The 12,044-nt window shown below is 56.4% G+C and carries 9 protein-coding genes; 4 read left to right on the forward strand and 5 right to left on the reverse strand.

All coding sequences use genetic code 11. From position 1 onward, the window contains the following. Nucleotides 1-37: 37 nt before the first annotated feature. The 4 genes from astB to HFD95_RS02370 are packed head-to-tail and all read right to left on the reverse strand — an operon-like array spanning nt 38 to nt 5,077. Nucleotides 38-1,366, reverse strand: coding sequence for an N-succinylarginine dihydrolase (gene astB / locus HFD95_RS02355; protein ID WP_033757456.1), 1,329 nt, complete (start codon nt 1,364-1,366; stop codon nt 38-40). Then, nucleotides 1,363-2,832, reverse strand: a complete 1,470-nt coding sequence (gene astD, locus HFD95_RS02360) for a succinylglutamate-semialdehyde dehydrogenase (RefSeq protein ID WP_163639481.1) — start codon at nt 2,830-2,832, stop codon at nt 1,363-1,365. The genes astB and astD overlap by 4 nt, the downstream gene beginning before the upstream one ends. Continuing rightward, a complete protein-coding gene (gene astA / locus HFD95_RS02365) occupies nt 2,829-3,860 on the reverse strand; it encodes an arginine N-succinyltransferase (protein WP_010245743.1) in 1,032 nt (343 codons plus the stop codon). The genes astD and astA overlap by 4 nt, the downstream gene beginning before the upstream one ends. Continuing rightward, entirely contained in the window at nt 3,857-5,077 is a 1,221-nt protein-coding gene (locus HFD95_RS02370; RefSeq protein ID WP_010245746.1) for an aspartate aminotransferase family protein, read from the reverse strand. Before HFD95_RS02370 ends, astA begins: the two co-directional genes overlap by 4 nt. Before the next feature lie 929 nt (nt 5,078-6,006). Between HFD95_RS02370 and HFD95_RS02375 the strand changes: the two genes are divergently transcribed. Further along, the gene (locus tag HFD95_RS02375) at nt 6,007-7,080 is read left to right on the forward strand and encodes a porin (protein WP_022625766.1); all 1,074 of its coding nucleotides are present in this window, start codon (nt 6,007-6,009) and stop codon (nt 7,078-7,080) included. A 76-nt stretch (nt 7,081-7,156) separates the two neighbouring features. Here HFD95_RS02375 and HFD95_RS02380 read toward each other — a convergent pair whose 3' ends face one another. After that, on the reverse strand, nt 7,157-8,713 hold the full coding sequence (locus HFD95_RS02380; protein WP_167429782.1) for a bifunctional diguanylate cyclase/phosphodiesterase: 1,557 nt from the start codon (nt 8,711-8,713) through the stop codon (nt 7,157-7,159). Between the two features lie 552 nt (nt 8,714-9,265). Between HFD95_RS02380 and HFD95_RS02385 the strand changes: the two genes are divergently transcribed. The 3 genes from HFD95_RS02385 to HFD95_RS02395 all read left to right on the forward strand — a co-directional run bounded on the left by HFD95_RS02385 (nt 9,266) and on the right by HFD95_RS02395 (nt 11,929). Beyond that, complete coding sequence (locus tag HFD95_RS02385; protein WP_010245756.1) at nt 9,266-10,810, forward strand: methyl-accepting chemotaxis protein; 1,545 nt, start codon at nt 9,266-9,268, stop codon at nt 10,808-10,810. A 321-nt stretch (nt 10,811-11,131) separates the two neighbouring features. Further along, a complete protein-coding gene (locus HFD95_RS02390) occupies nt 11,132-11,626 on the forward strand; it encodes a MarR family winged helix-turn-helix transcriptional regulator (RefSeq protein ID WP_062757513.1) in 495 nt (164 codons plus the stop codon). A gap of 102 nt (nt 11,627-11,728) precedes the next feature. Next, nucleotides 11,729-11,929, forward strand: a complete 201-nt coding sequence (locus HFD95_RS02395; protein WP_194709459.1) for a hypothetical protein — start codon at nt 11,729-11,731, stop codon at nt 11,927-11,929. Nucleotides 11,930-12,044: the final 115 nt, after the last annotated feature.

Genomic DNA, 12,044 nt, shown 5'->3' on the forward strand with positions numbered 1-12,044 from the left:
CGCCCTGAGCAGGCGGCAGACTGTGCTGCCCCCTCCTTCACTGCTGAAATGCATATACATTTCCTAAGTCTAGCAGCTTCGTCAGTTCATCCAGCGCGTCGCGTCCCTCACGCAGCAATTGTGGGTCGACCAGATCGGCCTGGGTCAGGCGATCGCGGTAATGACGGTCAACCCAGTTATTCAGCGTGCTGAAGAGCCGATCATTCATCAGCACCGCCGGATTCACTGCCTGCTGCTCCTGTGGTGTCAGCACCACCCGCAAACGCAGGCAGGCTGGACCACCCCCGTTATACATGCTTTCGCGCAGATCAAATACCTTCAGGGCTTTGAGTGGCGTGTCAGCCTCAACCTGTTCACACAGGTAGCGCCAGACACCCGGATGCTGACGTGACTCCTCCGGCAGCACCAGCATCATGGTGCCGTCGGGACGGCTCAGCAACTGACTGTTAAACAGATAGGTCTCCACCGCATCTTTCACTGACACCCGATTTTCCGGCACTTCCAGTGCCACAAAACCGGGAACGCGCGACCGAAGCTGCGCCAGCAGTTCAGGCTGATTAACAAAGGCGTGCTGGTGACAGAAGAGCATCTGCTGGTTACTTACCGCAATCACATCGTTATGGAACACGCCCTGATCGATCACCGCAGGATTCTGCTGCGCATACAGCACGCTTTCCGGTGAGAGCTGATGCAGACGGGCGACCGCCTCGCTGGCTTCCCGGGTCTGACGTGCCGGATAGCGCTGCGGGGCTTTGCCCTCATGGCTGCTGTCGCGGCCATAGACAAACAGCTGCACGCCGCGCTCACCATAGGCGCCGCCCAGTCGGTTATGGTTCGCCGCCCCTTCATCGCCAAACATCGCCACCTGCGGCAAAGCATCATGCACCGCAAAATGGCGATCGTCGCGGAAGATGGAACGCAGCAGCCAGGCCGTTTCCGGCGCTTCTATCGCACGGTGGAATTTGTTGTTAAGGTTCGCCACCGTCAGGTGAACCCGGCCATCAAGGCTGTCCGCTGACGGCGAGACCGTGGCAGCATTGGCGACCCACATCGCCGAGGCTGAACTGACGGCGGAGAGTAATCCCGGCGCAGTTTTCCCGGCCGCAGCCAGCACCTGCTCATCGCTCCCACCAAAGCCGAGCTGGCGCAGCGCCGCAATATTGGGCCGCTCATGCGGCGGGATCACCCCCTGCACGTAGCCCATATCGGCCAGCGCTTTCATCTTGAGCAACCCCTGCTTTGCCGCCAGACGGGGATTCGACGGCTGCAGCTGATTGCGGGTCGAGGCTTCGTTGCCAAACGATAGCCCGGCGTAGTGGTGTGTTAACCCCACCAGCCCATCAAAGTTGGCCTCGGTTGCCTTCATGACGTCGTCTCCTGGGTGGAGAAATCGAGGCCCGGCGACAGCGTGGCGGGCAGCGTCAGGTCAGGCGTCTCCAGCGAGGCCATCGGCCAGGCGCAGTAGTCCGCCGCATACCAGGCGCTGGCGCGATGGTTGCCCGAGGCACCAATGCCGCCAAACGGTGCGGTACTGGCTGCGCCGGTCAGCGGTTTGTTCCAGTTGACGATACCGGCACGCGCTTCAAGCAGCAGCTGATCAAACTGCTGGCGTGAAGGCGAGATCAATCCGCACGACAGGCCATAACGGGTCTGGTTCGCCAGCGCTATCGCCTCTTCAAATGTCTCATAGCGGACTATGCCTAACAGCGGACCAAAGACCTCTTCATCCGGAATGCCCTGCACGCCGGTTAAATCGATAATACCTGGCGTCAGGATGGCACTGTGGCGATCCGGCCAGCGCATTGCCAGCAGCACCTCGCCGCCCGCCTCAACCCGCCGTTGCCACTCACCCATAATCTTCTCTGCTGCGCCGGTGGAGATCACGCTGCCCATAAACGGCTGCGGTTCAGTATTCCAGGCGGCGGGTTGCAGTCGCCCCGCCACCTCCACCAGCCTCTGCAGAAACGCATCCCCTGCATCGCCGCGTTTGACCAGCAGACGCCGCGCGCAGGTGCAGCGCTGACCGGCGGTTATAAAGGCTGACTGCAACGTGATGTTGACAGCCGCATCAGTGTCCGCCGGATCTTCAACAATCAGGGCATTGTTACCGCCCATCTCCAGCGCCAGCATCTTTTCAGGCTGACCGGCAAACTGGCGATGCAGCTGATAGCCGGTATGGGCGCTGCCGGTAAATAGCAGGCCATCAATCTGCTGACAGTTGGCCAGCGCCTGACCAGTCTCACGTCCGCCCTGTAACAGTGCCAGCACGCCGGCAGGCAGGCCCGCAGCCAGCCAGAGCTCAACGGTTTTTTCGGCGGTCAGCGGCGTCAGTTCGCTGGGTTTAAATACCACGCAGTTGCCCGCCAGCAGCGCCGGAACGATATGGCCGTTTGGCAGATGTCCCGGGAAGTTATAGGGACCAAACACCGCCAGTACCCCATGCGGGCGGTGGCGCAGCGAGCTTTCGCCTTCATGCTGTTCACCGGTGCGGCTATGGTATGCCTTCACCGAAAAGCCGATTTTGTTGATCATCGCGCCCACTTCGGTCAGCGCTTCCCAGCGCGGCTTGCCGGTTTCACGGGCGATGGTTTCCGCCAGCTCCGTTTTATGCGCCTCAAGCCCGGCGGCAAATTTCTCAACGATCGCCTGCCGTTCCGCCAGCGGGCGTCTGGCCCAGGCTGGAAATGCGTCGCGCGCCGCCTCACAGGCTGCGGTGACCTGAGCGGCTGATGCCGCGTGGCCCTGCCATAACGTCTCGCCGCTGACCGGATCCGCTTTCGTCAGAATCTCAGCTTCACCGTCCAGCCATTGTCCATTTATCAGATGTGTCATGCTGTTTTCTCCTCTTTGCAGAGCGTCACCACGCGCAGGCTGTCGCCCGGCTGGCAATGGAGCGCCCGCATCTGTTCATCCGTGAGTTGCACGCTGTCGCTGTCAGCCTTTGCCGGAATCAGCGCCACACGGAACTGGCGATAATCGCTATTGGCAACCAGACAGAGCGGTGCATCAGCCGGGTTTTCGCCCCGTTCTGCGCTGCGCAGACGGCTTTTACGCACTGCACGGATATGATCGATATCGCACTCCAGCGTCGGGCCGCCATCAAAAATGTCGACATAATTGAGGTAGCGGAAGCCCTCTGCTTCCAGTACAGCCCGCGCAGGCGCGGTTTGCGGATGGACCTGTCCAATCACCGCCTGCGCTTCCGGTGTCAGGTAGTCGATGTAGAGCGGATGTTTCGGCATCAGTTCAGCGATAAACGATTTCTGTCCGGTGCCACTAAGGAAATCCGCTTTGCTGAATTCCATAGAGAAGAAGCGGCTGCCGACGCTCTCCCAGAATGGCGAATGGCCCTGCTCATCGCTGACGCCACGCATCTCGGCCACCACCCGGTTGGTGAAACGTTCACGGAAACTGGCCATAAACAGGAAGCGTGACTTCGACAGCAGATAGCCGTTTTTGCCATCACGGTAATCGGGATCGAGAAACAGCGTGCAGAGCTCACTGCTGCCGGTATGGTCATTACTCAGCGACAGAGTGGGCAGCGCGGCATAAACATTCAACTCTTTTGAAGCGTGCACCTGGGTACCGACGCGAAAGTTGTACCAGGGATCCTGCAGACCCACCGCCACCTCAATGGCGCAGATACCGACGGCGCGGTTATCTTCGCTGTCGGCCAGCACAAAGACATAGCCCTGTTCGGCACGTGGCAGAGAATCCTCCCAGGTCTGCAGCGATCGATCGATACGCGCCTGAAGCGTCGCGCTATCAACCGGCAACGAGGTCAGCCCGCCACCGGTTTTGCCCGCCAGCGCCATCAGCTGGCTTAAGTCATCGCGTTCAACCGGACGGATTACCATCATGATGTTGACCCTCGCACCAGGCTTTCACACACTTCGGCAAAGCGGGCCATGCCCAGCTTCACTTCCTGCTCACTGATATTCAGCGCCGGGGCAAAACGCACCACATTGGCACCCGCAATCAGCACCATGACGCCCATTTCCGCGGCGGCAAGGTTGATCGCTTTGGCTTTACCGGCAAAATCGTCGCTGAGCACCGCGCCAATCAGCAGGCCAAGACCGCGCACTTCTTTGAACAGGTGCAGACGCTGGTTGATCTCATCCAGTGCCGCCACAATCCACTGGTGACGTTCTGTTACACCCGCCATCAGTTCAGGCTGATTGATCAGCTCCATGACTTTACCTGCCACTGCGCCCGCCAGCGGATTGCCGCCATAGGTGGTGCCGTGGGTGCCAACGCCCATCACCAGCGCCAGATCTTCGCGCGTCAGCATCGCACCAATCGGGAAGCCGCCGCCCAGCGCTTTGGCGCTGGTGAGCACATCCGGCGTGACGCCATAATGCATGTAGGCATAAAGCGAACCGGTACGGCCAACGCCGCTCTGCACTTCATCAAAAATCAGCAGAGCCTGATGCTTATCACAGAGCTCACGCAATCCACGCAGGAACGCCGGATCGGCAGGCAGCACGCCGCCTTCACCCTGAATGGGTTCAACAATGACTGCGCAGGTATGGTCATTAATCAGTTCAGCCGCCGCAGCCAGATCGTTAAACGGGGCATGCTGGATCTCTGGCGGCAGCGGCGCAAAATCTTTTGAGTAAGCGGGCTGACCACCGGCTGTTACCGTAAACAGGGTGCGGCCATGAAATGCATTCTTAAACGCCACGATGCCACTTTTATGCGGACCGACACGATCATGCGCCACCTTGCGCGCCAGTTTCAGCGCCGCTTCGTTCGCCTCCGCCCCGGAGTTACAGAAGAACACCCGGTCAGCGAAGGTGGCATCGATCAGCTGCTTCGCCAGTCGCAGGATCGGTTCGTTGGTATAGCCATTACCGGTGTGCCATAAACGTGCGGCCTGTTCCTGCAGCGCCTGTTGTAATGCCGGATGCGCATGCCCTAACGCATTGACGGCAATGCCACCGGCGAAGTCGATATAATCTTTGCCGTTTTGATCCCAGACGGTGGAGCCTTCCGCGCGAACCGGTATAAAAGTCGCAGGCGCATAAACCGGCATCATCCATTGATCGAAATCGTGACGTGAAACGTGCAGTGCCATAACCCACTCTCCTGCTTTACTTTACCGGCCGGGTAAAGCTTATGTTTTAAAATTGTTAAAAGATGTTGTAGTGCAGCCCTACTGTAGAGTGCAGTTAACGTGCCAGCCAGAGAATTAATGCATAAAATGGTCTTCACGACGTAATATCAATGAGTTAGATGCTGACAATATTCACTTAATTTGCATATATAGTGAATAGTTGTCTGATTGCAGCGCCAGAACCGGGTTTTAAACAGCAGAATTATGCATTCACGGGATGAAATATCGCTTTTGTGATCGCTGATAAATTATCTCTCCAGAAAAGCCCCTCCACTGCCCTGTTTTAGCGCAGTTTGCCTCGCGATGGTGCAGCGATTACGCGGGGAACTCGCCCGGAAATGTCAGAACACCCTGGCTTTATTTAACAAAAGTTTTTCATTTCCCCCTGCAGACACATTAATCTGCGTATCTTTTCCAGGCTATTTTATAAACAGGATGATCAATATTTAATCAGCAACTCTGACTATTATTCCGGAGGTGATTATCGGGCCAGAAAGAATATTCTATAAAGATGAACAAATATTAATACGCAGACTAATAGTTAGGATAAAAGCCTTATAAGGCTATTCTTAGCGGATAATCACCCATAATTAAATCAGGGGTTATATTGATTTAAAAATGTACAAAAAATGCCCATTTAAGACCACTACATACAAACATAACCAATTGATAAATAAAGATATAAAATCAGATAACTCATAATTACTTATTAGAAGAAAATCTTATTACTTTACAATTTAATCTTCTGTTCCTCGCTGTTATCCATCAGCTGAATATAGACATCACATTTTGTTACTTTTATTGCACTTTGTAGTTTTACCTTTTTGTGTCATTTTCTTTTCACCCCATATCAGGGGAATAATAATTAATGAATACAGGGTAATAATTAAATGATGAAGCGCACTTTACTGGCGGCTGTCATGCCGTTACTGATCGGTCTCTCCTCCGCGCAGGCCGCAGAAGTTTATAACAAGGATGGCAATAAGCTGGATCTGGTCGGCAAGATTAACGTGTCACACCTCTTTTCTGACGATAACAACAACGATGGTGATACCTCCTCTTATGCCCGCTTTGGCTTTAAAGGCGAGACAAAGATTACTGACCAGCTTACCGGCTACGGTTTCTGGCAGTATCAGTACAGTCTGCATAACTCCGAGGGCAGTGATGCCCAGGCCACCAATCGTACCCGTCTGGGCTATGCTGGCCTGAAGTTTGGCGAGGCGGGTTCGCTGGATTACGGACGTAACTACGGCCTGGTCTATGACGTGCTGAGTTATACCGATATGCTGCCGTTCTTCGGCGGCGACTCCGGTTATACCGACGCCTTTCTCTCTGGCCGCTCAACCGGTGTGCTGACCTGGCGTAACAGCAATTTCTTTGGTCTGGTCGACGGCTTAAACCTTGCCGCGCAGTATCAGGGCAAAAACGATCGCAGCAGTAACATTGACGGCGTGCGTCGTTCCAACGGCGACGGCTTCGCCCTCTCCGCTTCCTATGACTTCGATTTCGGCCTGAGTTTTGCCGGCGCGTTTGCCAGCCTGGATCGCACCACGGCGCAGAATGCTGCCGCACGCGGAGAAGGCGAAAAAGCCCAGCACTGGGCGACCTCGGTGAAATATGATGCGAACCAGGTCTATCTGGCTGCCATGTACGGTGAAACTCTGAACGCCACGCCAATTACTGGCGGTTTCGCTAACAAAGCGCAGAACTTTGAAGCCGTGGCGCAGTATCAGTTCCTGAACGGCTTCCGTCCGTCCGTGGGTTACGTCTCGTCCAAAGGCAAGGAAATTGAGAATATCGGCGATGCCGACATCATTAAATACACCGCCGTGGGTGCCACTTACTACTTCAACAAGAACATGTCGGTCTATGGTGAATACCGCATCAACCTGTTGAAAGATAACAATCCTCTTCGCCTGGCGACCGACGACATCACAGCCCTGGGTCTGATTTACCAGTTCTGATGTGACAGCGGGCCCGGCTCTGACCGCCGGGCCCGTTTTTTGTTTTAAACACGACCACAGAGAGTGTTACGCGCTTTCAGCCCAGCGACCTGACTAAGCTAACGGCCATCGCCTCTTCCTGCATCAATTCCTCCACGTTAGCGGACGCCAGCAACGTGGTGGCCTGCCCGGCAGGAACCGGACGGCTGAAGAGATATCCCTGCCCGTAATCACAGCCGCGCTTTCTCAGCCACCTCAGCGTGGCGACATCCTCAATGCCCTCTGCAGTAATGATCACATTAAGCCCCTGACAGAGTGCCAGCAGCGTTTCCACCACTTTTCGCTGCTCAGATCCGGTCACGATTCCGGCGATAAACGTCTGGTCAATTTTGATTTTGGTAATACCCAGTCCCAGCAAAACCGACAGGTTGGAGTAACCGGTGCCAAAATCATCCAGCACCACTCCGATACCGGCCTCTTTCAGCAGACGGATCGCCTGGCGGGCATCGTCAGAAATGGCCATGACATTCTGTTCGGTGATTTCAAGTTCCAGCATTACCGGCCCGGCATGCTGCATAATGCTGGACAAACAGCTGGTCAGCGACGGTCTCAGCAACTGCTCCGGGGTAATGTTCAGCGACAGGCAGAGCCCGGCTGGCCATGCCCGGGTTGCACTGACAGCATCCTGCAGCAGCGCCACGGTCATGCTGTCCATCAACCCCAGCCGCTCCACCACTGGCAGAAACTCTGCAGGCGAAACCGTCTGACCGGACGCAGTGATCCAGCGCGCCAGTATCTCAAAGCCGGTAATGTTACCGGTGCGCAGTGAAACCAGCGGCTGCAGAAAGGGAACGATGGCGTGACCGCTTACAGCGGCAACAACCTCCTGCTCCAGCCTTTCCCGCTGGCGAAAGCGCAGCTCCATGTCCGGGGAGAATCGTGCCAGACAGGCGCACTTATCCTGCTTCGCCTCGTACAGCGCCAGATCCGCCGCACGCACGACATCGGCCTGACCCGTGCAGGATGAGCTGGCGATGCCTGCTGAAAGGCTCAGGAAGGTGTGCGGACCGGTCCGGATGGATGCCGCATGCTGGCAGAAGCTTTCGGCGGCGGCCAGTGCCTGCTCTGCCTGTGAAGCCTGGGCAACAATGGCAAATTCATCCCCGCCGATGCGAAACACCTGACTCCCGGTACCCGCCGAGGTGGTCAACAGATTGGCCAGCGCGACCAGCGTGGCGTCGCCCTGACGATGACCGTTCAGATCATTGATATTCTTAAAGTCATTGATGTCGAGCAGCGTCAGTGTGTAAGACGTCCCGTCGGCATCAAGCGCAGCAATGTGTGCAGTGAACGATCGGCGGTTCATGACCCCCGTCAGCGCATCAGTTCCGGCCAGCCTGAGGGCATTTTTTTCCGCACGCAGCGTGTTGCGGATCAGACCCGCGATAAGCAGCGCCGGAATAATCATTGCCAGTCCGGCAAACGAGGTGGAGGTCAGGATAAACCGCAGCCGCTCGCTGGTTTCAAAATCGGGATCATAGCTCAGGCCCAGCAGGCTGGAGATCCACGCCTCGAGCCCGAATTCCCACAGCGTGGAGAGTAAAATGATGGTCGCAATATTCAGCATTGCGAGCCAGAAAAGTTTCAGGCGCATGCGTTAGTTCCCGGTGATGGAAAGTGTCAGAGTTTTGTTTTAATTTTCAGTAAAAAACCGGGGCGTACTTCTCATTCAATGTCTGCTAAGCTGCCGACAATTATCACCCCTCCGCTATTTTTACTCATCGCATTCGCACGTTCTCACCCGCCTTACGGCAGTGAGGCAGACGTTCTGCGAAGCCCGATGCGTGTCGGTTACGTCATCAATGTCGAATAGTGTTCTATCGGCAGCAGCAGCCAGATTAACAGGCCCGCCCGGTTAAATTTATGCACTCCGGTGTTTTTGACGGGTTATGACGCTGGCGTATCGCGCGGCTGCACCGCGCGAAAAGGCGCACACTCGCAAGGCGATAAAAAGCGATTTATCAGGATATTGGCCGGAATTTCGTTATCACTCCCATTACGATTTTTGCGGCATAACGGGGTGGGTATACGTGCAATTTTTAATTTCGTTAAATTAAATAGCGAACAATTTAGTTAAACGTAACTCTCCAGAAGTTCTCTCGCCTGCCGATACCGGTTTACCCAATGAACTCTTTCGGAACGAGAGATGAAAATTTCAACGCGCCTTAGCGCAGGTTTTGGCTTGCTTATTCTGCTGTTTATTATCTGTACCGGCACCGCGATTCACGCGCTGGATAGCGCTCGCGATGGTATGGACGAGGTGGTTAATGTCCGTTTGAAAAAGTACCAGACGGTGCTGGATATGCGCGGTGGCGTGCGGGATATGGCAATCGCGGTGCGTAACCTTGCTCTGCTGACCGATCCCGTTGCCATGAAGCCAGAATGGGAACGTCTGCAAAAACAGCGCGCGCTCTACATCAGCAACCGCGAAGCACTCTCAGGCATGATGCAGACCGACCCCGGACAGGCAGGACGGGAGGCGATGAGCAGAATCGAGTCCACTGAAGAAGCCGCTCTCTCCACGCTGATGACCGCCGGGAAACTGGGGATGGAAAATCGTCAGCAGGAGGTCACCGACTATCTGTTAAAGGTGGCGCGTCCGGCTCAGCAGAGCCTGCTGAAGGCGATAAACGATCTGACCGAGCTTGAGATGCGCAGCAGCCGGGATGCGGTAGTGGATAACGGCATCGCTATCGCCCGCACCACCTGGATACTGATCATCCTGGCGGTGCTCTCCGTGCTGGCTGCCGTCGTCACCTGCGCATTTATTGTGCGGATACTGATGCGCCAGCTGGGCGGCGAACCGGTGCAGGCTCAGACGCTGGCTGCTGCGATTGCCGCCGGTGATCTCACCTCGCCGGTCACGCTGCGCCGTGGCGACAGCACCAGCCTGCTTGCGTCGCTCAGCGGCATGCAGACCAACCTGCGCGAACTGGTTACGCAGATCAAAGGGGCATCCGCCTCGGTGGCGCTGGCGGCCGATGAGATTTCGCAGGGCAATACCGAGCTTTCATCCCGTACCGAGCAGCAGGCTGCTGCGCTGCAGGAAACGGCCGCCAGCATGGAGCAGCTCACCGCCACGGTAAAAAGCAACGCCGCGGGCGCGCAGCAGACTGCCGGTTCAGCGCGCGAGGCCGCCACCCTGGCCCAGGCGGGCGAAGCAGATGTCCAGCGCCTGTCAGAAACCATGCATGACATTTCGCTGAGTGCCGTTCGGGTACGCGATATTACGTCGGTGATTGAAGGCATCGCTTTCCAGACCAATATTCTGGCGCTCAACGCCGCCGTAGAAGCCGCGCGCGCTGGTGAAGAGGGCCGCGGATTTGCCGTGGTTGCGGGTGAAGTCCGCTCACTGGCCCAGCGCAGCGCCACCGCAGCACGCGACATTAAGCAGCTGATTGAGCAGGCCGTGACGCAGGTCGAGGATGGCGTGACCGTAGCGGCCGGAACGGGTGAGCGCATCCTGAAGATTGTCAGCCGCGTCGGTGAACTGGCCGATGCTATGGACAACCTCTCCCTCTCCTCCGGTGAACAGATGCAGGGCATCTCCCAGGTCAGTATTGCGGTGAGTCAGATGGATGGCGTCACGCAGAATAACGCCGCGCTGGTGGAAGAGTCCTCTTCTGCATCGCAGTCACTGCTGGCCCAGGCGCGCGACCTGCGCGGTATGGTAGAGACCTTCACCGTATAAGCCGTATCGGCGGGCGGCTTCAGCCTGGGTTAAATGCTGAAATTGTCCTGCCGATCTTAGCTGCGTTGCACCCGGCGCACGTTGTGCGCAAGGGTTGCGACCGGTTATGTTGACTTCAATTTAATTTGACTCAATACTGTGCCGACTTTCAATCGGCGGCGCAGCTAAAGGCTTTTTCTCCCGCTGCGATAGCGCTTAAAAGTCTGGTGTCTTACACCAGAAAGAGATGCTGCCGAAATCAACATCTCCCCGAGATACTATTCGCGAGACTTCACGGCTGACCAACAGCCTGGGGTCTGGCTGTCCCACCCCGGACTCAGAATGAGTAAAGATATGAATGACGAACCCGCGGGGATCTCCGATACGCCTCCCGCCAGTGCAGCGCCTGAAACCATCGACCAGTTTCTCTGCTTTGCGCTCTATTCCGCCTCACTTGCCATGACAAAGCTCTATCAGTCGCGGTTAAAACCGCTGGGTCTGACCTATCCGCAATATCTGGTGCTGCTGGTGCTGTGGGAGAAAGATCGCCTGACCGTCTCTGATATTGGTGCACGCGTCCGGCTTGATTCCGGCACGCTCAGCCAGCTTCTGAAGCGGCTTGAAAGCGCGGGCATTATCTGCCGCCAGCGTGACACAGGCAATGATGAGCGCCGGGTGCTGATCTCTCTGACAGAACAGGGCCACCAGCTTAAAGTCGCGGCGGCTGACGTCCCGGCTGATATGATCTCGGTGATGGATACCGCCTGTAGTGAACTTGGTGAGCTGACAACCCAGGTGGCAACGCTGCGTGAAAAGCTGCTTAAGGCCCTGCCATGATGCTGGCTTATAAAAAACCTGTGACCAGGCTGATAAAGCTGAATCGCCTGAGTGTTACCTCTTCAGGTGCTATTCAACAGAACGGTTGCGCTGGAGTTTCAATTGAGTACCGATAAACCGGCAGATATGGCTGACGTCCATGCCGTTGTAGGGCAGGCCGTGTCGAGCCTGCTGAAGTCAGGCAAGACGGCAGGCTTACAGGACATAATTGCATTCCTGCAGCATCAGCAGGCACGGTCGGTAAACGGTCAGCGAGAGGTCTACGCCAGAGCGGTGCGTATTGTGATGAGCATGGTTAACTGATAACCGGGCCGCTGTGCTAAATGGCGGCGCTGCCCGCGCCTTCTTAATATCAATACCCTGCCCGCAGCGCAGCGTCGTTCCTGCTTTCCCCCGGCGATTCCCGCTGTTATTTCAG

This window comes from Pantoea sp. EKM10T (assembly GCF_011800685.1).
Classification (GTDB): Bacteria; Pseudomonadota; Gammaproteobacteria; order Enterobacterales; family Enterobacteriaceae; genus Pantoea; species Pantoea agglomerans.

What these genes read in the sequence shown, in the direction of transcription:
- astB (WP_033757456.1), bottom strand. Translation starts at nt 1,366, where the DNA reads ATGAAGGCAACCGAGGCCAACTTTGATGGGCTGGTGGGGTTAACACAC.
- astD (WP_163639481.1), bottom strand. Translation starts at nt 2,832, where the DNA reads ATGACACATCTGATAAATGGACAATGGCTGGACGGTGAAGCTGAGATT.
- astA (WP_010245743.1), bottom strand. Translation starts at nt 3,860, where the DNA reads ATGATGGTAATCCGTCCGGTTGAACGCGATGACTTAAGCCAGCTGATG.
- HFD95_RS02370 (WP_010245746.1), bottom strand. Translation starts at nt 5,077, where the DNA reads ATGGCACTGCACGTTTCACGTCACGATTTCGATCAATGGATGATGCCG.
- HFD95_RS02375 (WP_022625766.1), top strand. Translation starts at nt 6,007, where the DNA reads ATGATGAAGCGCACTTTACTGGCGGCTGTCATGCCGTTACTGATCGGT.
- HFD95_RS02380 (WP_167429782.1), bottom strand. Translation starts at nt 8,713, where the DNA reads ATGCGCCTGAAACTTTTCTGGCTCGCAATGCTGAATATTGCGACCATC.
- HFD95_RS02385 (WP_010245756.1), top strand. Translation starts at nt 9,266, where the DNA reads ATGAAAATTTCAACGCGCCTTAGCGCAGGTTTTGGCTTGCTTATTCTG.
- HFD95_RS02390 (WP_062757513.1), top strand. Translation starts at nt 11,132, where the DNA reads ATGAGTAAAGATATGAATGACGAACCCGCGGGGATCTCCGATACGCCT.